The organism is Arenivirga flava, from assembly GCF_030161575.1.
Lineage (GTDB): Bacteria > Actinomycetota > Actinomycetes > Actinomycetales > Microbacteriaceae > Arenivirga > Arenivirga flava.
On record NZ_BSUL01000001.1, the window covers coordinates 1,256,416 to 1,276,154 of the forward strand.

The window sequence follows — 19,739 nt, forward strand, 5'->3', positions numbered from 1 at the left end:
CTAGAGGCCGAAGGTCTGCTTCCAGGCCTCCGGGGAGGTGACGTCCTTCGACGCCGCACGGTACCGGGCGCTCAGCTTGGGCCACTCGCGCAGCAGCCGGCGGTTCAGCGCCTGCCCCTCGCGCAGCAGCTTGCGGAACTGCGCGCGGTCGCGGCGGTACCAGTGCATGCCGTCGCTGGCGGCCGTGGTGATGAGCACGCTGTCGTAGCGCGGCACGCGCCACCATGTCGCGTCGTAGCGGGTGAGCTGCGCTTCGGGCCGGTCGAGCTGCTCATCCTTGGCCTTGACGAAGAAGTGGCGGAGCGACGACAGGCCCGCCCAGACGCCGATACGCGTCCATCCGCCCGGGTGGCTTTCCCAGGTCCCGCTGACCACGACGCGTCCGCGCCGACTCGAGGGGATCTCCTCGACATCGCGGTAGATCCGCGCGTCGCCGAACGATTGCAGCTCGCTGCGCACCTGTGGCAGGATCGTCGCGATCTCGGCGTGCAGGTGCTCCGGCCCGCGAAGCACGTCCTGCATGGCCCGGATGCGCAGCGAGGCGGCGGAGTACTGCATCTGGAGCAGCTGCTTGAGGTGCAGCTTCGTGAAGTCGAGCAGCACGCCGCGCCCCTGCGGCGCGTGCAGCAGCGCCGCGACGAGGCGGTTGCGGGCGTGGAAGTACGCCTGCCAGTCGATGCTGTCGTCCTTGTCGAGCCACGAGATGTGCCAGAGCGCAGCGCCCGGCAGCGAGACCGTCGGGAAGCCGTGCTCCTTGGCGCGCAGGCCGTACTCCGAGTCGTCCCACTTGATGAAGAGCGGCAAAGACAGACCGATCTTGCGGATGACCGCCTTCGGGATCAGGCACATCCACCAGCCGTTGTAGTCGGCGTCCATGCGCGCGTGCATCCACGGCGTCTGCTTCAGGTTCGCGCGGCGGAAGTCGTGCCGCACCTGGTTCTTGGTGCTCTGACCCCAGATGAAGCGGTCGAGGTGCACCACCTCGGCGTAGGCGTTGAGCACCGTGCGGTCGTTGAGGTCAAACATGTGCCCGCCGACGATGGTCGGTTTTTGCGCGTAGCGCGCGAAGGTCAGGGCGCGGAGGATGCCCTGCGTCTCGACGGTGACGTCGTCGTCGAGCAGGATGAGGTACTCGGCATCGGGGTGCTCGAGGTGCTCGAACATCGAGCGCGCGAAGCCGCCGGAGCCGCCGAGATTGGCTTGCTCGATGACCTGCAGCTTGTCGCCGAGACGAGCGGCGACCTCGTCGTAGCCCGGCTCGTCGACGAGCTTCTTCGTGCCCTGGTCGACGATCATGATGCGGCCGATCTGCTCGAGCAGCGCTGCATCGTCGGCGAGGGTGCGCAGCGTGCGCACGCAGTAGTCGGCCTTGTTCAGGGTCGTGATGCCGATGTCGAGCAATCCGGGGTTTACCGGCTCCGAGTCGGTCACCCAGTCGCCGCTGACCAGCTCGACGTCCTGGGGGCCGGCGATGATCTCGAACCAGTACCAGCCGCCGTCGAGGAAGCCGGCGAGCGGAAGGGTGAACGACTCCTGCGAGGCTCCGGTCACGACCCGGGACTCGAGCGTCTGGATCGCCCCGCGAGGATTCGATCGGTTCACGACGATGCGCGCCTCGCCCTGCAGCTCGAGGCGGAGCGTCACGTGATCGACCTTGGTGAAGCGACGCCAGTACGACGCCGGGAACCCGTTGAAGTAGGCCGCGTAGGATACACGCGCGCCGGCCGGCACGATCGCGCTGCGCTGGCTGCGGATGGTGTTGATGTCCGCAATCGCGGTGACTCGAACCGGATCGTCATCGATCTCCGTCCACGCCTCGGGATCGAGGTAGAGCGGCAGCACCTCGGGGTCGCCGCTGGTCGGGAAGATGACGTTCTGCAGGACGTGGGGCACAGCTCTCCTCGAGAGGCGGATCAGGACCGACCGATCCTACCCCGGGTCGGAGACACCATCCGCGCTCCTCAGCCGTGGAGCTCGACGAGCGCGTCCTCGATGCCGCCCTCGAAGACCTTCTTGCCGTGACGGATGACGATGCCGCGCTCGCAGAGCTCGCGCACCATCTCCTGGTCGTGACTCACGATGACCATAGTCTTGCCCTGGGCCGCGAGCTCCTTGATCTTGATGCGGCACTTCTCGCGGAACGGCGCGTCGCCGACGGCGAGCACCTCGTCCACGAGCAGCACGTCGAGCTCCGTGTGGATCGCCACCGAGAAGGCGAGGCGCATGAACATGCCCGAGGAGTAGTGCTTGACCTCGGTGTCGATGAACTCGCCGATCTCGCTGAACGCGACGATGTCGTCGAAGCGCGCATCGATCTCCGGGGCCTTCATGCCGAGGATCGCCGCGTTGAGGTAGACGTTCTCGCGCCCGGAGAGGTCAGGGTGGAATCCCGCTCCGACCTCGATCAGGCCGGCAAGGCGCCCGCGGACGAGCACCCGCCCCGCATCCGGCTCGAGCACCCCGGAGATGAGCTTGAGCATCGTGGACTTGCCCGAGCCGTTGAGGCCCATCAAGGCGACCGACTCGCCCTCGAGGATCTCGAACGAGACGTCGTCGAGCGCTTGGAACTCGCGGGCCTTGATGTCCTTGCGCCGGATCCAGCCGACGAAGGCCTCTTTCATGGAGTGGGTGCGGCGCAGCAGGAACGTCTTGCGCACGTTCTGCACGAGGATGCTCGGTCGCGTGGTGACGGCGGACATGCTCACAGCTCCTGGGCGAAACGGCGCTCGAAGTGTCGGAAGACGAGCTGACCGAGCACGAGCGAGAGGACGGCGAATGCCACACTGTAGGGCAGCACGGTCCAGAGTTCGGCGGGCGGCTGCAGCGGGGAGTCGGTGGTCGTGGGCAGCCAGAATCCGATGTGGAACAGCTCCACCGCTGCGGAGAGCGGGTTCGCCAGATAGAGGTGGAAGAGCCAGGACGGCAGCACCCTGGCGACGAGGTCCCAGGAGTAGAGCACCGGCGCGGCCCAGGTCGCGAACATGAGGACCAGCTCGACGAAGTTCTGCGCGTCCCGGAAGGCGACGTTCAGTGCCCCGAAGATCATGCCGAACCCGATGGAGACGGCCGCGATCAGGAACGTGCCCAGCAGGATCGCGGCGATGCCTACCAGCGACGGCGTCCACCCCAGCACGATGCTCGCGAGCAACAGGATCGCCAGCTGCGGGAGGAAGTGCGTGAAGGAGACGATCACCGCGGCGATCGGGAAGAGCTCGCGCGGCAGGTAGATCTTCTTGACGAGCGCCTCATTGTCGACGATCGATCGCGTTGCGTTGCCGAAGCCCTCGCTGAAAAAATTCACGAGCACGATGCCCGAGAAGAGGTAGACCGCGAAGTTCGGGATCTCCGCGCCGAAACGCAGGAACACGCCCATCACGATGTAGAACATCACGAACTGGGCGGCCGGCTTCACATACGACCACACCCAGCCGAGCACGGAGCCGCGGTACCGGGTCTGGGTGCCCTTGCGCACCAGGAGCCGCAGCAGGTAGCGCCAGCGGAAGACGTCGAGCAGCCCCTTGCCGCGCCCGGGGGTGCGGAACTCGCTGAGGTCGATATCGGTCACGTGCGGGAGTCGGCGCTCAGGCGCTCTCGCCGCGGAAGTGCGGCACGAGGGTGTTCTCGTACATGCCGAGCGCCGACGCGATCGCCATGTGCATGTCGAGGTACTGGTAGGTGCCGAGGCGCCCGCCGAAGTGCACGTCCTGCTCGGCCTTGGCCAGCTCGCGGTAGGCCAGCAGCCGCTCGCGGTCCTGCGGCGTATTCACCGGGTAGTAGGGCTCGTCGCCGCTCTCGGCGAAGCGCGAGTACTCGCGCATGATGACCGTCTTGTCCTTCGGGTACGAGTCGGCGCGCTCCGGGTGGAAGTGCTTGAACTCGTGGATGCGGGTGTAGTCCTTGTCCGCGTCCGGGTAGTTCATGACCGGCGTGCCCTGGAAGTCCTCGATGGGCAGCACCTCCTCCTCGAAGTCGAGGGTGCGCCAGGCGAGCTCGCCCTCCGCGTAGTCGAAATACCGGTCCACCGGGCCGGTGTAGACGACCGGGGTAGAGCCGACGACCTTCGACTTCGAGAACTCCTGCGAGTCGTCGAAGAAGTCGGTCTCGAGCTGCACCGTGATGTTCGGGTGGTCCGCCATCTTCTCGAGCCAGGCGGTGTAGCCGTCGACCGGCAGGCCCTCGTAGGTGTCGTTGAAGTAGCGGTTGTCGTAGGTGTAGCGCACCGGCAGGCGGCTGATGATCGACGCGGGCAGGTCCTTCGCATCCGTCTGCCACTGCTTCGCGGTGTAGTCGCGGATGAACGCCTCGTACAGCGGGCGGCCGATGAGCTGGATGCCCTTGTCGTTGAGGTTCTGCGGGTCCTGGCCGGCGAGCTCGGCGGCCTGCTCCTTGATCAGCTCGCGGGCCTCGCCCGGCGTGTACGCAGCCCGGAAGAACTGGTTGATCGTGCCGAGGTTGATCGGCATCGGGTAGACCTCGCCCTTGTGCGTGGTGTACACCCGGTGCACGTAGGGGGTGAAGGCGGTGAAGCGGTTCACGTACTCCCACACCTTCTCGTTGGAGGTGTGGAACAGGTGCGCGCCGTAGCGGTGCACCTCGATGCCGGTCTCGGGCTCGGCTTCGCTGTACGCGTTGCCGCCGATGTGGCTGCGGCGGTCGATGATGAGCACCTTGAGGTCGAGCTCGCTCGCGCAGCGCTCCGCGATGGTCAGGCCGAAGAGGCCGGACCCGACGACGATGAGGTCATAGGACACGCGGGATCGCTCCAAATGATTCGAGGGGTGGTGAGACGTAGAACTCTACTCGATGGGATATCGCCGCCGAGCAGCCAGCGTGCTCAGCCCTCACGCTCGACGACAATCAGCTGACTGGGTTCCGGGAACGCGCTGCGCCAGCCCGCTGTGACGACCCGCTCGACCGAGACGTCGTAAGCCTCCTCGGCAACCGGGTAATCGACCAGGTGGACGTTGCCCCAGTCCGGACCGAACCCCAGCATGTCGTCCTCCGTGGTCATCACATCGCCCAGACGCTGCACGCCCGCGATGATGCCCCCGCGCTGCACGCGCCACGGGTTGAGATCTCCGCCGCCCGCATCGACCGAGGTGTATGCAGCGGGCGGTTCGATGATGCCATCCGCAATGGCTGGAGGGCGCTCGCAGGAGAACCAGAACGTGGTCATCCAATGCGATGAGACTGCCGCGCCCGCAGGCACGTCATCGAGCAGCGTGCTGCGTTCGGCGATGCTCGGTCCCGCGACAGCGACCCAGTCGTCCTGCGCTGCGGAGGTGCTCGAGATGACGATCGAGAAGCTCACCGCGGGGTCGGCGGGAGGCGGCACGTCGAACGTCCGCCAGCCCTCCCAGTCGGTCACGTCATCGATGCGGACCGGCTGTCCGACCTCGGCTCCGTCCGCAGCACGGAAGACCACCTCGATACGGGTCGGAGCGGCCTCGGCGACGCGCCCCCGCAGCGATGACCACACGCTCCTCATCGGCGAGCTCGGGCCACGCGTACTCGCCGGCATCAACGCTGATGGCGCGATTCGACGAACCATCGGTCGTGGCCCACACGGAGGCTCCGGAGCCGGTGACAGTCGCTGTATCCAGACCGCGCGGCAGGAATCGGTCCGTGTACACGTCATCGCCACCGCGGAGTGGCTGCAACGGCACCCCATCGGAGGCATCCCATGTGGAGACTGCCTTGCTGGACAGGCACGAGCCACCGAGCGGGTCGATCACGTTGGCAGCCGCCGTGGAGAAGGTGGGCATCATGCGTGCGGTCGCATACGTGAATGTCGCGAACATGTAGCCGGTGCCGAGCACCATGGCACCGATGACGACGATCGCGGGCGCGGCGAGCAGCGCAGAACCATCCGAGTTCGCGCGCCGGACCCGCAACACGTAGAGGCATGCGAGCACGATCAGCCCGACGATGACCCATGCCGCCAGGTTTCCGAATCCGATGGGTCCGAGATGCGGTGCCTCTCCGGATTGCGGGAGACCGGCGTTCCACGAGTACCAGTAGTTCGGTCCCGAGAATGCGAGGGCGATTGGTGGCGCCAGGGTGAGGACGCCGAGCACGCTTCCCCACACACGAGCGCCGCTGCTGAGCGTTCGGGCGAGGAGCTTGGGGAGAAGTACGACCGCGACTGCGACGAAGAGACCGCCGACCGAAGCCATCGCTCCGAAGTGATGCGACCACTTGCTGGTCGTGATCCAGATGAGGACGAAGCCCAGGGCGAAGGACCAACCGAGCAAGGCCACCGGAGTGATGATCGTTCGCTGTGCCGTTCGGCGGTCCCAGACCCAGGCGACGATGAACCAGACGACCAGGAGGAGGGCGACGAGGACGAGCAGCCGCTTGATGTAGGAGCCCTGAGGACCCCACTCGAGCAGGAAGTTGTAACGCCCCAGCTCATCGACCCAGGTACGGGGGTTTCAACCGCAGCGAAACGCCGCTGACTCGACAGTCCGTCATACAGCGAGGCGTCGTGGAAGGCCGCGATCAGCGCCGCCACGCCGCCGCTGGCTACGCCTGCGGTCCGTGCGAGCGCGGCCCCGAGACCAGATCCGTTGGACGATGCGATCCGCCAGAGGGCGGGCACCGAGAGCAGTAGCGGGGCGAACGCGACCACCCCCGTGGGATGAGCGGTGAATGCGAGGGATGCGACCACGACGGCGCCGAACGCAGGGAGCAGTCGGGACCGTTCGATGGCGCGGGAGATCAGCAGTACTGCGAGGATCGTCGCGAGCGACGCGACGCTCTCCGGACGCGTTCCGATGTTGAATGCACTCCACCACGCCACGAAGACGATGCCGGCCAGGCCGACGAGAACGATCTGTAGCGCCCCCTCGAGGTGCACGTAAGAGCGGACAAAGGCGCGGACGACGAACCACGCAGCGACAGCGGCGATCAGCGATGGGATGCGCAGCCACACCGCGCTGCTCCCACCGATCTGCTGCCAGACGTCGAGCAGCTGCCAGAACCAGACGAATGGGGCGAACGGCTGGTTGAACATCTGGAAGTAGTTGCCGACGAAGCCAGCCTCATCGTTGTTGAGCGACATCGTCGCGTAGTAGCCGTCGTCGGCGGTCATCGAACCGATGAACGTCCAGACCACCACAGCGGTCACGACTGCCGCATCGATGACGCCGAGCCGCCAGTCGCGACGCGGCCGCGGACGCGCCGCGACAGCCGAGAGCTCCTCGATCCGCCGGTCATCGCGCCTGATCAGGACCGCAGAAGCGACGAGAGCGGCGAGAGCTATGACGAGTACGATCCACTTGACCGCTGTCGACTCGGTGCTGGCGTCGTCGACCGCTTGAACCGATGCACTGAGCGCCGCGGCCTCCTGCCCCCGGGCGTCCGTGATGAGGGCATCGATCTGCGGCGGCAGTGTCGTATCCCACTGCGCAGCAACGGCTCCATCACGCTCGATGATCATCCCGTCGACAGATGAGGTCAGAGTCCAAACGTCGTCGACCGACCACGCGGACTCGAGTCGCTCGAAGCCGGTAGCCCACGACAGCTGGTCACCGGAGACGCTCACGAGCAGCCCCGGAATGCCGATGTCACCGGCCGTCTCGTCCACTCCGACGCGATCCGGCCGCATCGTCGCGAACACCGTACCGCCGCCGCCGGAAGCGCTCTGCACCGCGGCGCCGGTCAGTTCGAGCTCCAGTCGGTGCGGCGTCTGGTTCGCGAGCAGCAGTGCGGTGGATTCCACCTCCTGCCCTTCCTGGGGCCAGGTCACGGTCACCTCGGGCTGTGTGACCGGTGCGATGGCGAGCGCGAAGCCTGCCAGCATCGCAATGGCCGCCGTCAGCATCATCGCAACCCAGCGGGAGCTCTTCGGGCTCCTGTCGGACATTCCAAGCACGCGGGGCAACCTCTCAATCGATGATCTCTGCGCAGCGATCGGTGAACCCTTCGATGCTGCTCCGCCCCGGACCGGCGGTCGAGGAGAGTCAGGACGTGGATCCCTACCGCGTGATGGGACGAGGGATCGCGTCGGCGCGGACCGCGGAAATTATGGCATAGCCTCGACTGCATGGCAGTCCAGAGCTCGTCCCGTGGAACTGCGGGACTGGCACTGTTCGCGACCCTCGTCGCAGGGCTCGGAACGTACGCCTTCCTCGCCATCGGGTCGAGGAGTCTGGCCGACGAGGCTTCCGATCTGTTCGCTGTCTTCTGGTCCCTGAGTCTGATTCTCGGGTTCGGGTTCTTCCTCCCGATCGAGCAGATGCTCGCCAGCGGGCAGGGCTTGGCGCCGCGCTGGTCGTCGAGGCTGATGCTCACGGCGGGTACGCTGATGGCCGTCGCCGTGGTCTTCGCTGCGGCGGCCACCGGCATCGCGACCGGTGGTTGGACCAGACCGGGCAGCCTAGCCCTGAGCGTGGCCGTCGGAGCGATGCTCGTCACGGCTCCACTGCAGTTCTCCGTGCGGGGAGCTGCCCTGCGCCTGGGGCGGAATCGGCTCTACTCGATCATGCTCATCGTCGATGCGAGTGGACGCGTCATCGTCGCCCTGCTCGCGGCGCTGGTCGCGACCGACGACGCTCCTCCCATTCATGCTCGCGGTACCCCTGTCGGCCCTCGTCGCGCACGCCGTCGGCATCTCGGTGCTCCGGGGCGATGACAGCCTCAGGTCCACGGCCGATCCGCTGCCAGTAGCGCTCACACTGCTGCCCTCGACTTTGATCGCGCAGTTGATCGTCAATGCAGCACCGATCGCCGTATTCGCGCTCGCACAAGCAGGCGTCGCGAGCCAGTTCCAGTACTCCTTCAGTCTTGCGCGCATCCCGCTCTTCATGGTCGTGCCGCTGCAGAGCATGCTGATATCTCCCTTCGCCCAGATGATCGAGCAAGCGGATCGCGCTGAATTCGTCCGGCGGGTCCGTCTCGGAGCGACGATCCTGCTCGCGCTCGCTATCACCGGTTGCCTGCTCGGCGCCATACTCGGCCCGCCGATCATCGAGTTCGTTTTCGGCGCAGGCCGGAGTCTCGAGGGCTTCGGGGTCGGCCTGCTCGTGGGCGCGGTCATCGTGCACGTCGCCCTGATCATCGGCACGCAGCTGCTCCTCGCGGCGAGACGACCTCAAGACGTGGCGATCTCGTGGACGGTCGCCCTCGCGGCAGCTGCCGTGGTGCTCGTCGCGCTCGCCGTTCCTGCCGGCATCACCCTGGCGAGCGGTTCAGCGGTCCTCGTCGGCTCCGCCGCTGGCGCCATCGTCGCTTTGCGACGCAGTCTCAACGCCCTCCGATCGAAGGATGCTTCGTGAAGTTCGTCATCGCCCTCAATTACTACTCGCCCTACGTCAGCGGTCTCACCAATGTGGCCCGCGATGTCGCGGAAGGACTCGCAGCGCGAGGCAACGAGGTGGTGGTCGTGACCACCGCCCACGACCGAGCACTCGCGAGCGAGGAGATCATCAACGACGTTCGAGTAGTCCGCCATCCGGTGGCCATCCGGATCGGCAAGGGCGTCGTGGCTCCTGGTCTCGTCGGCGGGATCGTCCGAGAGGCGGTCGATGCGGACGTCGTCAACCTCCATGCTCCGATGCTCGAGGCCGGCTTCGCGGCCGCTCTCGTGAAGTCCCGTACCGCAGCTTCGGTAGTGCTCACGTACCACTGCGACGTCTCCTTGCCCCCGGGACCTCTCAACACCCTCCAGGGCCGCCTCATGGATCGCGCGTCTCGCATGGCCGCTCGCAACGCCGACGCGGTCGTCGTCTCGACCGAGGATTATGCGCGAAACTCGCGCATCAGCGCCTCACTTCTACCGAAACTGGAGGTCATCGCACCCGGATGCCATGATCGGGATCGAGGAACCGCAGAGTTCCGGGACGGGACAGGGCTTCACGTCGGCTTCCTCGGCCGCATCGTCGAGGAGAAGGGGATCGATTACCTGGTCCGTGGTTTCCGGGCTCTCGACGATCCGGCAGCGCGGCTGCTCATCGCGGGCGACTTCGCTCAGATCGCCGGGGGTCGGTGATCGACAGGGTGAAAGCAGAGATCGCCGCCGACGACCGGATCAAGCTGATGGGCTTCCTCGACGACGAGCAGCTAGCCGGCTTCTACGGCTCGATCGACGTCTTCGCCCTGACATCGGTCAACGCGTTCGAGGCGTTCGGGATCGTCCAGGTGGAGGCGATGATGATGGGCATCCCAGTGATCGCCTCCGATCTTCCGGGCGTGCGCGTCCCCGCTCGAGAGACGGGCATGGGCACCATTGTCCGCCGCAGGGATGCGGGGGCGATCACCGAAGCGCTCCGGGTCCTTCCGACCATGTCATTCCCCGACGACGGGGCGGCCCGGGCACGCCAGTTGTTCCATGTCGATGCGTCGACGCGGGCCTACGAGCGTCTGGCTGGTCGTCTCCGCGGTTGAGACCGACTGCCGCAGAGCGTGATGCAGCTGTGCGCAGCGTTGCCCGAACGCGCTCAGGGCAAGTAGAGGCAGAGGAACAGCACGATCAGCCAGACCGCGGCGAGGACCTGCAGGAGGCGATCATGCGCAGCGATCTCCTCAGGCGCCTCCGCATCACCGGAATCGATGTGCTGGCAATAGCGGAAGATCGCAAGAACGAAGGGGACGATGGTGATGGCCAACCGCTGGTCGCCGCCAGCGGCGACCTCACCCTCGAAGGTCCAGAGGCTGTAGACAATCACGACTATCGCCGCAGCGCTCTGCCAGATGAAGCGCAGATAGCTCGGGGTGTAGTGCTTGAGGGAGCGACGCGTTGCCGCAGCCTCGTGGTCCGAGACGATCTCCCCGTAACGCTTGCCCGCCACCATGAGCAGCGATCCGAAAATGGCTACCAGCAGGAACCACTGGGAGAGAGCGATCCCCGCCGCAGCCCCGCCGGCGACAGCTCGCAGCAGGAATCCCGACGAGACGACAGCGATGTCGAGTACGGCGATGTGCTTCAGCCAGAAGCAGTACGCGATCTGCACCACGCAGTAGACAAGCAGCACAAGGCCGAGCAGGACGTTCACTACGAAACCTAGGGCTACACCCGCGACGAGGAGGACCACGAACGACGCCCATGCCGCGGCGATGGGCACTTCTCCCGCCGCGATCGGCCTAAACCGCTTCTTCGGATGGGCACGGTCGGCTTCGATGTCGAGCGAGTCGTTCAGCAGGTAGATGCTGGAAGCACAGAGGCAAAAAGCGACGAACGCGACCCCTACTGCCAGCAGAGCACCGACATCCGACAGGTCGCCTGACGCGAGCGGAGCAGCCAGGACGAGGAGGTTCTTGATCCACTGCCTCGGGCGCGCCGTGGCGATGATGCCACCGATCATGCCTCGTCTCGGAATCGGTTCGGTCGAGATCAGGTCGGGCTCGGAAATGCTGTTGCTCCTCCGCATCGCGGGCACCCGGCGGCGCCCGGAATAGCATAAGGGAAACCCGACCGAGGCGCCGTCCGCCGGACGCTGCGCCGCGCCCGAATGAAAGAACTGATATGAGCGACCGCCTCGTCCACCTCGTCCGCCACGGCGAAGTACACAACCCTGCCGGCGTCGTCTACGGACGACTGGAGGGTTTCGGCCTCAGCGATCGCGGGCATCGTCTGGCTGAGGCTTCCGCTCGGCACCTCGAGAGCACAGGGCGCGAGATTGGGGTGCTGCGCACCTCACCGTTGCAGCGCGCGCAGGAATCGGCGGCTCCTATGGCCGCCCTCACGGGTCTGACGCCGGAGCTCCGTCCAGAGCTGCTCGAAGCAACGAGCCGTTTGGAGGGCAAGGACTACGACGTCAGTCTCGCAATCCTCGGTCGGCCGGAGGCGTGGCGATTCCTCGTCAATCCACTCCGCCCCTCGTGGGGCGAACCGTATGCGCAGGTCCGGGATCGGATGCTCCGCGAGGTGAAGGACGCCTTCGACCATGCTTCGGCCGGCGACGCGGTGCTCGTCAGCCACCAGATGCCCATCTGGATGATGGCCCGAACCGCCGCGAGGCGCTCACTGGCGCACGACCCGCGCCGTCGACGCTGCGCGCTCTCGAGCATTACTTCGCTCGCGCTTCGCGACGGCCAGCTGGTCGAGGTTGCCTACTTCGCACCGGAGGTGTCCTGAGGGCGCGGCTGGTCAGCCGCGCACGCCGCCCGCCGCCGTCCACGTCAGCGTTCCTCCCTGATACCGCGACGTGCAGGTACCGTTCGCGCAGACCTCGTTCGAGGTCGGCCAACCCAGTCTCGACCCCGGACCCCCAAGCTGCTGGTAACGAGCGTGGATGAGACTGTCCCCATTCGCGAAATACGTCGATCCGGCGGAGCTGTACGCATAACCCCCTTGGAAACGCTGCGTGGACCCTCCGCCGCTTGCACTCGAGGGGATCGTCGCGCCCACAGGAACGCCGAGCGCCCCGTCCTCACCCCCGTAAGCGCTGTACGAGCGGAAGCGCTCCCCAGTGATGGAGTGAACGCCACTCGCCGCGGTCCATCCGAGTAGGCCGCCCGAGTAGCTCGTGCTGCAGCGCCCCCTCCGCATCGCTCGGGGCTCAGCGGCCAGCCCAGCTGTCCCGCCTCGGAACCCCAGTAAGCCCAGTGCTGATGGATCAGGCTGTCAGAGTAGGCGTAGGCCGATCCCTGACTTGTCGCAGTCGCGATGCCGTTCCCGAACGTCTGCACGCGGCCTCCTCCGTTGGAGGCGCTCGTACGAGCATCGGCAGCCGGGGGCCGAGTTTGCCGCGGGGCCCACCGGCTTCGCGATAACGCTCATCGAGCGCTCCCAGTACGGCAACCGCTCCTGAGGCTCGCGTCCACACGATGCTGCCGGACTGATAACGGGTCTCGCAGATGCCCGACGCGCAGTCCTCATCCGAAACAGGCCAGCCCAGCGAACCCGTTGCTCCCCCGAGGCTGGCGTAGCGGGCATGCACCATGCTCGCCGCGGTCGCGAAGAACGCGGATGCTCCACTCCGGGCGTAAATCGCCCCTCCACGCAGGGAGAGCACGGTACCGCCGCTAACTGCGCTCGGCGCGGCGAGCGGCAAGCCGAGTTCGCCACGCGGGCCGCCGCCACGCAGATAGGCGGCACCGGTCTCTCCCGAGAACGTCTGAACGCCTCGCGTGGACGACCATGTGATCACGCCCCTCTGGAACTCAGCGAAGCAGCCATCGTCGCGGCATTGCTCGAGGCCCGTCGGCCAACCGAGAGCACCCGCCCCGGCGCCGAGGCGATCGTATTCGCGCCCGATCAGACTGTCGGGGTTGAACCAGAAGCCAGGACCATTCCCCGCGGCGTGCACCCGACCCCCACTGAAACGCTGCACCCAGCCGCCTCCGTTGGCCGTCACCCATTCGGCCGGTCCCGTGGGGTGCCCGATCCTGCTACCCGGCCCACCCTGCGCGAGATACTCCGAGGCGCGCGTTCCAACGATGGAGTGCACACCGGTGGACGGGGTCCATCCGAGGACACCCCCGGTGAAGGAGACGGTGCACGAGGAGTTGTCCCGGGCGCATACCTCAGGTGTAATCGGCCAGCCGAGCGCTCCGTTCTGGCCACCGTACTGCGCCCAGTGCTGATAGTTGAGGCTGTTGTTCATGAGGTGCACCGCTCTGCCACCCACGACGTACACCTGCGCATTGCGGAAGGCTTGGTGCGCTCCCCCACCATTCACCGTATGGGAGACCTCGCCTCGCTCCGGGCCGCCGAGAACGCCCGCTGCGCCGCCGAGTGAACGCCAATAGCTAGCAATGGTCCCTCTGACCGCGACGGTGGGGCTTCCAAACCAGTCGGTGTAGTAGCTGAAGAAGTTCCGGTTCCCGTATGCAGAGCAGGTGTCTCCGTGGCCGTACTCGTTCGCCAGGGCAGCGGCGTTCGGCTGGTACGGGGTGTAGTAGTAGAGGTTCGCAGTCGCCTGGTTCTGGATGAAAACTCGGGACAAACCGCAGGACGCGGTCGGGCTGAAGCGAACGTCGCGCCACCCCCGGGGGCGTAGGCGGTGAAATAGGGGCTGCCGTTGGAGTTCGTTGCGAACTGGTAGAGCTTGAACTGCCGCGCAGCGTTGAACACTTGGTTGTAGAAACCGAAGTATGCGGGGTTGCAACCTTGCGGGGTGTCGGGGCACATGTACCCCATGGCCCGGTCGACGGCTGCTCGGCTCGGATTCGAAGCCCGCACCAATCCCTGCTCCTTCTGCAGGGTTACTAGAATCACCTGGGGGTTGATGCCGCAGGCACGAGCGACTTTCGCAATGATGTCAGCTGCTGATTCACGACCGGCTCCAGCGTACTCCGAGCAGTAACGGTCGCCTGCGCGGGTGAAGGTGTCCTGCCGGAAGTTCTTCAGGCACAGGCTTCCGGATGGGCAGCTCGACACTTGCGAATCGAGAAATCGCTGCACCCCCGGCGCGTCCATGGTGGCGCTGTTGAAGAAGTTCTCATCGCTGATGATGTTGCCGGGGTCGAACGTACGGAGGTCAGCCGCGGCCGCTCTCCCCGATTTGCCCATGAAGCCGTCGAAGCTGGTGAATCCGACTGCAACGACCAACGTCGCCAGGAGGATCGCAAGCAGCCGGGTTCCCGAAACCGGTGCACGTCTCATGGGCGAAGGCTACTAGGTCGCCTTCGTCGAGCGACACCGCCACACTGGGCTCCGTTCATGCAACGGCCCGGCCATCCGAATGCTCTCGTCCTGGAAGGGCCGCGACCGCAGTATGCCCATCCCCCGTTCTCAGTGCTCCGAGCTCCGAGCTCCTGCGGACGGAGGCATGCCCCGCAAGACCGCCGAACGTGAGCAGTCCTCCGAGCAGTACAGCCGCCAGCGCCCACCGCAAAAACCCGAGGTCGGCTCCCGTCGCCGGCAACGCCGCAGTACTCGGGACCACCTCGAGCGGCACGAACACCTCGTGTGGCGCGCTTGCGAAGGCGTCGAAGTTCACGCGGAGAGTCACCGTGCCTCGCAAGATCTCATTGGGCACGCGGAGATCGATGCGAGTGGTTCCATCCTCGCCGGCCTGCGCCCGCGAGACGAACTCACCAGTGTCGAGAAGCACGGCGCGCAGTTGCGCTCCGGCGGGCACGTCTCTCACCTCGATCGCGATCTGCTGTCCTGCCACGACTTCTCTGGCGTCGTTGCCCTCCACGCCGTCGATGAACGGGGAGAAGCGGAATGGCGTCAGGACGACGAAGTCCTCGATTCCGGGACCGTTTGAATTGACGGCTTGCACGGAAACTCGAACGGGCAGCCCATTCTCCAGGCCTCCGATGCGGAGACGTCCCTCTGAAGTCCTCACGGATTGCTCCTCAACGAACTGTGGCGACGACCAGCGGACGAGGTAGTCGGTGACCTCACCAGCAGGATCGTCGACTCCGTGCCAGTCGATCTTGATCGCTCCATCATGCGCCGAGAAGCCAAAATTGCGAGGCTGCGACGGCGTCCCGGCGAAGGTGGTGGTCAGGGGTTGGCTCGGATCCCCGACTCCGAGGATGTTCACTCCAGCGACCCTGATCTCGTAACCGACGCCGCGTTTCAGACCGGTGAGCACGGCTTCCGTCGCCCGAGGTCCTGCCATTTGGTGAGCCATCCACGCGCCATCCGGCAACTCGCGCACCTGGATCTGCTGTCCCGAGAGCGGTCGCCCCCCATCGAACGGCGTGGTGAGCCAACGGATGGTGAGCGAATTCGCATCCCCGGCGATCGTCATGGGGCTGTACGTCATCATGGTCGGCACACGACCAGCTTCCAATCGCACGGATGCCGGGACCCCGGGGCCAGCCATCGTGGTCGGCACAACCGAGAGGTCGTACGCGAGGCTGTGGTCGAGATCCTCGAACCAAGCGACGTCACGCCCGATCTCCGCCGCCGCGATCCGGGCACCACCGGACACCGGTACAGCCCAGGCTTCGGCGCCTACGATCGTGGGGTCGTCGAGAACTCCCCAGCGCCGTTCGACCCGCTCGGGATTCGACACGCTGACGTTCGTGTTAGGAAACGGGCCCGGGAGGGCAACGGCGGGCGCCGCGGACGCCGGAGCGGCCACGGCCATGATCTACCCGACCGCAGCGCCGACGATGACGGCCAGCACACGCTGGCCCAAGCGAGCTGACATGAGCTCCATCTCCCAGTGCACCGGTTCGAGCCTCGACCCCCCCGAGGCTGAGGCGAACCGGTCGATGCCCAAAATAGCGCCGGCAGGACGCTGGCACATCGATCTCGAGCGGTACGTCGCTGCGATGAGCTCTCCGACCAGGGATGGGCGCCGAGCGCATGAGGACATATCATCCGTTTTGTCGCCGTCGCCGACAGCTGACCGTGGCGTCGACAATGCCCCTGCCATCAGCTTGTAGGCCTGCATGGCAGGGGCTCCCCTTCAGAGTGACCATCCGCTCCCCCTGTCCCTCGCGGGCGATAGAGTCGAGAATCGCGCTGTCACGCGCGGAGAGAAGTCGGAGGAGGAGCATGACGAACCTCCAAGTGGTGATCGATCCTGCCGTCGGCTCGGACCCGGGTGACATCGGTCGATACACCACGGAGTTGACGAGCGAGCTCATCCGCTCGGCCCCCGATGAAGTAGGCGTCGAAGCGCTCGTCGCATCGGTTACCGCGCAGGAGTACGAGCAGCTGAACGAGGAGCTCCCTGGGTTGCTCGACGTGCGGAAGTCCGCATTCGACCGGGGCACGCTCCGTTCGATGTGGCGTCGCGGCCTGGGCGGGCCGACGCGCGGACTCATCCACGCGACAGATGTCTTCGCGCCACTGCGCAAACGCAGCCGTGGCGACGACGACACGTCCCAGGTGGTCGTGACGGTCCCCGATGCGAGAGCGTGGACAGAGCCTGATCTCCTGCCCAAGGGTGAAGCGTCAGCGCGGCGGTCGATGCTGAAGCGAGCGGAGCGGTACGCCGACGCCCTGATCGTGCCGAGCCATACCGTGGCCGACCAGCTCAGCAACTTCGGTCGATTCGGCGACCGCGTGCGCGTGATCCCTCCGGGTGCCACCGCCTGGACCGTTCCACCCGCTGACGCTGCGAGCCGCGCCGAACGACTCGGACTTCCGAATCGCTTCGTCTTCGTCGACGAGGAAGCAGCGGGCCGTAATGGGCTGGCGACGCTCGTCAAGGCGATGAGTAGAACGGACGGGCCGACCGTCCCCCTCGTCGTGAATCGTCGAGGAGACCTCAACGACGTGATCAAGCGGGCCGGCTTGGACTCGACCCGTGTCGTGCAGCTGGACAGACCGACGCCGGAGGACCTCGCGACCGTACTGTCTCGCGCCACGGTCTACGTGCAGCCCAGCCCTGTAACCGGTTTCGGGCTTCGCGCGCTCGACGCGCTCGCAGCCGGTGTGCCCGTCGTGCACTGCGACGATGCAGCACTCGAAGAATTGACTGCAGACGCGGCGCTCGTCATCGATCGCAAGGATGTCTCGGGATACACGGCGAGCCTGGCGCAGCACCTCGAGGCCCTTCTGGACGATGAGCAGACGCTGGCCCGTCTCCGGATCGCCGGCCAGGACCGTGCCCGCTGGTTCTCGTGGCGGGACGCCGCGGAGAAGGTTTGGCAGCTGCACGCTGACCTCTGAGGGAACTCGCACGCCTCTCGGGTACAGTTCTCGACTTCCGGTTGGGGGCTACCGGGAGTCGGTTGCGTCGACAGCGCGGCCGCCATCGTGCAGAAAGAGGCCCGCCTGTCATGTCGTTCGAAGTTCTCAGCAAGCGACGAGTGCTGCGGGAACGGGAATCCGCATTCGAACGACGTGACGACGTCCAGGGCCTTCGGACTGTAGCCGCCCTCCTGGTCGCCGCTTACCATATTTGGACGCATCGGATCTCAGGCGCAGTCGATGTCTTTTTCGTGGTGTCCGCCTTCGTGATGACGCAGTCGCTGCTCCGCGAGATCCAGCGATCAGGCACTGTGAGCCTCGCCCGCTTCTACAGGAACCTGCTCTTCCGCATGGCGCCTCTGGCCTGGGCTGTGATCGCGGGCACGATGCTAGCGGCGCTGCTCCTCCTGCCCATCACGCAGTGGAGCACGATCGGAGAGCAAGCCACTTCGGCCGCCCTGTTCCAGATCAACTATTTCCTGGGATTCGAGAGCATCGCGTACCTCGGCGAAGCAGCGAACTCGAGTTTGTTCCAGCACTTCTGGGCGATGTCCGTGCAGGTGCAGTTCTACCTGGTCTTCCCGCTCTTCGGATGGCTGCTCGCAGCGGTGATCCGAGCCACACGAATCCCGCGCACGCCGCTGCTGTTGTGCGCCTTCTCGGTCATCCTCGCCGCCTCGCTCACCTACGCGACGGCGTCGATCATCGAGAATCAAGCGTTCGCCTACTTCGACACCGGCGCACGGGCTTGGGAGTTCGCAGCCGGTGCCCTCGTCGCCATCGCGCTCCCCCACGTCAGGCTCCCTCGGAGCGCGAGGCTGGTTTTGGCTGCGACCGGCCTCGTCGTGCTCGTGTCCTTCGGCGCGTTCCTCGATGCAACGACCCTCTTTCCCGGGCCCGCAGCACTCGTGCCAGTGGTCGCGGCCGTCGCGATCCTCGTGGGAGGTGCTTCCGGCGCGACTCACGGAGCGAGCAAGCTGCTCGCCTCGCGCCCATTGGTGGCCGCCGCGGAGTACTCCTTCGGCTTCTATCTCTGGCATTGGCCGGTGCTCGTCATGCACCGCCAGCTCACCGAGCAGGAGCTGCTCGGGCCAGTCGACGGCCTGGGAGTGATCGCGATCAGCGCTGCGCTCGCCTACCTGACGCATCGGCTGATCGAGGTACCGGTGCGCGGGGCAGCTCGGCAGGCCAAGACGCCACGAGAGTGGCGCAGGCCTATTGCGAGGCTCGCGGTCGTCGCGCTCGTCCCCTTCTGGCGATCGGAGGTACAAGGGCGTACGTGGACTGGATGCTCGCTTCCACGCCCGTCGATAATCCCGGCGCAGCGGTACTGACCGGTCCAGTTGCTTTGAGCCCGTTCGCAGAGGTGCAACCGCCGTTGGCGACGCTTGAGAACGGCCAGTGGGAGGAGTGGGGGCAGGATTGCATCCAGCGCCACACGGAGAGCGGAGCCGAGTTCCGGGAGTGCAGCGCCGGTTCCCCCTCCGCTCCGCTGAACGTTGTGGCTCTGGGAGATTCGCACACCGAAAATTGGCTGACCGCGTTCGCTCCTGCAATCGAGTCGGGCGCCATCAGGCTCACGAGCTGGTTCCGTGGAGCATGCCCGCTTTCGACGGCCGGCAGCGACAAGCTGGGGGCCGATCATCCTGATACGCCTGATTGCGAAGCAGTGAACCTCGAGCGCATTGCCCTCGCCATTGACATGAATCCGAACGTGGTCTTCACCACTGGCAATATCGCGGACGCTGGGAGCCCTGAGCTCCGATTCACCGATGGGTTCATCGAAGCCGCGGAGCAGCTGTCACGGGCGGGGTTGCCCGTGGTCGCCATGCGCGACATCCCGCGACACGACGAGCGAGCGAGCATCTGCCTCGAAGAGAACGCCATGGATGGAGCGGCATGCTCTGTGCCCGTCGACGAAGTGCTCGCGAGCCTTGACTTCAACACCTCCCTTCCAGAGGCCCTTTGGGAGAATCCGATGGTCACCGGCATGGATCTCACCGCACTGATCTGCTTCGACGGCACGTGCCCGCCGGTGATCGGCGGCATCCTCACCTACATCGACGACAATCATTTGACCAGGGCGTACATCGAAACGATGACCCCGTCGTTCATCGATGAGTTCAAGAACGCTCTTCACGCAGTCGGACAGCCCATCCCTCCCGCTCTGACCACCCCCTGAACGTCCCTC

At 66.0% G+C, this 19,739-nt stretch carries 19 protein-coding genes and 2 pseudogenes; 8 read left to right on the forward strand and 13 right to left on the reverse strand.

The features are described from left to right. The 8 genes and pseudogenes from QQK26_RS06140 to QQK26_RS06170 form a co-directional block, all read right to left on the reverse strand. Positions 1 to 1,893, reverse strand: a complete 1,893-nt coding sequence (locus QQK26_RS06140; protein ID WP_284231090.1) for a glycosyltransferase — start codon at positions 1,891 to 1,893, stop codon at positions 1 to 3. 68 nt (positions 1,894 to 1,961) lie between these two features. Then, positions 1,962 to 2,699, reverse strand: coding sequence for an ABC transporter ATP-binding protein (locus tag QQK26_RS06145; protein ID WP_284231094.1), 738 nt, complete (start codon positions 2,697 to 2,699; stop codon positions 1,962 to 1,964). A gap of 2 nt (positions 2,700 to 2,701) precedes the next feature. After that, positions 2,702 to 3,565 (reverse strand): ABC transporter permease, encoded by an 864-nt coding sequence (locus QQK26_RS06150; protein ID WP_284231097.1) that lies wholly within the window; start codon positions 3,563 to 3,565, stop codon positions 2,702 to 2,704. A gap of 16 nt (positions 3,566 to 3,581) precedes the next feature. Further along, on the reverse strand, positions 3,582 to 4,751 hold the full coding sequence (glf, locus tag QQK26_RS06155) for a UDP-galactopyranose mutase (RefSeq protein ID WP_284231099.1): 1,170 nt from the start codon (positions 4,749 to 4,751) through the stop codon (positions 3,582 to 3,584). Positions 4,752 to 4,834: 83 nt separating this feature from the next. Further along, entirely contained in the window at positions 4,835 to 5,368 is a 534-nt protein-coding gene (locus QQK26_RS06160; protein ID WP_284231101.1) for an arabinosyltransferase C-terminal domain-containing protein, read from the reverse strand. Position 5,369: 1 nt separating this feature from the next. Continuing rightward, positions 5,370 to 5,897, reverse strand: a complete 528-nt coding sequence (locus QQK26_RS06165; RefSeq protein WP_284231104.1) for a hypothetical protein — start codon at positions 5,895 to 5,897, stop codon at positions 5,370 to 5,372. 66 nt (positions 5,898 to 5,963) lie between these two features. Continuing rightward, positions 5,964 to 6,410: pseudogene (locus QQK26_RS16415) on the reverse strand (arabinosyltransferase domain-containing protein); the annotation flags it as partial. 59 nt (positions 6,411 to 6,469) lie between these two features. Continuing rightward, positions 6,470 to 7,867: pseudogene (locus QQK26_RS06170) on the reverse strand (arabinosyltransferase domain-containing protein); the annotation flags it as partial. A 180-nt stretch (positions 7,868 to 8,047) separates the two neighbouring features. On the opposite strand from QQK26_RS06170, the gene QQK26_RS06175 reads away from it, so the two are divergent. Genes QQK26_RS06175 through QQK26_RS06190 form a run of 4 tightly spaced genes read left to right on the forward strand, consistent with a single transcriptional unit; the run spans position 8,048 to position 10,386 of the window. Next, complete coding sequence (locus QQK26_RS06175; RefSeq protein WP_284231110.1) at positions 8,048 to 8,635, forward strand: hypothetical protein; 588 nt, start codon at positions 8,048 to 8,050, stop codon at positions 8,633 to 8,635. Further along, positions 8,568 to 9,278 (forward strand): polysaccharide biosynthesis protein, encoded by a 711-nt coding sequence (locus QQK26_RS06180; protein ID WP_284231112.1) that lies wholly within the window; start codon positions 8,568 to 8,570, stop codon positions 9,276 to 9,278. The genes QQK26_RS06175 and QQK26_RS06180 overlap by 68 nt, the downstream gene beginning before the upstream one ends. Next, positions 9,275 to 9,991, forward strand: a complete 717-nt coding sequence (locus tag QQK26_RS06185) for a glycosyltransferase family 4 protein (protein WP_284231116.1) — start codon at positions 9,275 to 9,277, stop codon at positions 9,989 to 9,991. The genes QQK26_RS06180 and QQK26_RS06185 overlap by 4 nt, the downstream gene beginning before the upstream one ends. Further along, the gene (locus QQK26_RS06190; RefSeq protein ID WP_284231119.1) at positions 9,988 to 10,386 is read left to right on the forward strand and encodes a glycosyltransferase; all 399 of its coding nucleotides are present in this window, start codon (positions 9,988 to 9,990) and stop codon (positions 10,384 to 10,386) included. Before QQK26_RS06185 ends, QQK26_RS06190 begins: the two co-directional genes overlap by 4 nt. A gap of 53 nt (positions 10,387 to 10,439) precedes the next feature. Here QQK26_RS06190 and QQK26_RS06195 read toward each other — a convergent pair whose 3' ends face one another. Continuing rightward, entirely contained in the window at positions 10,440 to 11,369 is a 930-nt protein-coding gene (locus QQK26_RS06195) for a decaprenyl-phosphate phosphoribosyltransferase (RefSeq protein WP_284231122.1), read from the reverse strand. A gap of 95 nt (positions 11,370 to 11,464) precedes the next feature. Here QQK26_RS06195 and QQK26_RS06200 point away from each other — a divergent pair, with 95 nt between their 5' ends. Then, a complete protein-coding gene (locus tag QQK26_RS06200; protein WP_284231125.1) occupies positions 11,465 to 12,076 on the forward strand; it encodes a histidine phosphatase family protein in 612 nt (203 codons plus the stop codon). Between the two features lie 12 nt (positions 12,077 to 12,088). Here QQK26_RS06200 and QQK26_RS16420 read toward each other — a convergent pair whose 3' ends face one another. From QQK26_RS16420 to QQK26_RS06210, 4 genes are all read right to left on the reverse strand, one after another. Continuing rightward, a complete protein-coding gene (locus tag QQK26_RS16420) occupies positions 12,089 to 12,490 on the reverse strand; it encodes an LGFP repeat-containing protein (protein ID WP_431307986.1) in 402 nt (133 codons plus the stop codon). 67 nt (positions 12,491 to 12,557) lie between these two features. Continuing rightward, positions 12,558 to 13,547: an LGFP repeat-containing protein gene (locus tag QQK26_RS16425; protein WP_431307987.1), complete on the reverse strand. Its 990-nt coding sequence runs from the start codon at positions 13,545 to 13,547 to the stop codon at positions 12,558 to 12,560. A 71-nt stretch (positions 13,548 to 13,618) separates the two neighbouring features. Beyond that, a complete protein-coding gene (locus QQK26_RS06205) occupies positions 13,619 to 14,548 on the reverse strand; it encodes a hypothetical protein (RefSeq protein WP_284231128.1) in 930 nt (309 codons plus the stop codon). A gap of 55 nt (positions 14,549 to 14,603) precedes the next feature. Further along, positions 14,604 to 15,917, reverse strand: coding sequence for a fibronectin type III domain-containing protein (locus QQK26_RS06210; RefSeq protein WP_284231131.1), 1,314 nt, complete (start codon positions 15,915 to 15,917; stop codon positions 14,604 to 14,606). A 488-nt stretch (positions 15,918 to 16,405) separates the two neighbouring features. Here QQK26_RS06210 and QQK26_RS06215 point away from each other — a divergent pair, with 488 nt between their 5' ends. The 3 genes from QQK26_RS06215 (at position 16,406) to QQK26_RS06225 (ending at position 19,730) form a co-directional block, all read left to right on the forward strand. Then, complete coding sequence (locus QQK26_RS06215; protein ID WP_284231134.1) at positions 16,406 to 17,527, forward strand: glycosyltransferase family 4 protein; 1,122 nt, start codon at positions 16,406 to 16,408, stop codon at positions 17,525 to 17,527. 110 nt (positions 17,528 to 17,637) lie between these two features. After that, a complete protein-coding gene (locus QQK26_RS06220; protein WP_284231136.1) occupies positions 17,638 to 18,882 on the forward strand; it encodes an acyltransferase family protein in 1,245 nt (414 codons plus the stop codon). Then, entirely contained in the window at positions 18,837 to 19,730 is an 894-nt protein-coding gene (locus tag QQK26_RS06225) for an SGNH hydrolase domain-containing protein (RefSeq protein ID WP_284234477.1), read from the forward strand. Before QQK26_RS06220 ends, QQK26_RS06225 begins: the two co-directional genes overlap by 46 nt. Positions 19,731 to 19,739: the final 9 nt, after the last annotated feature.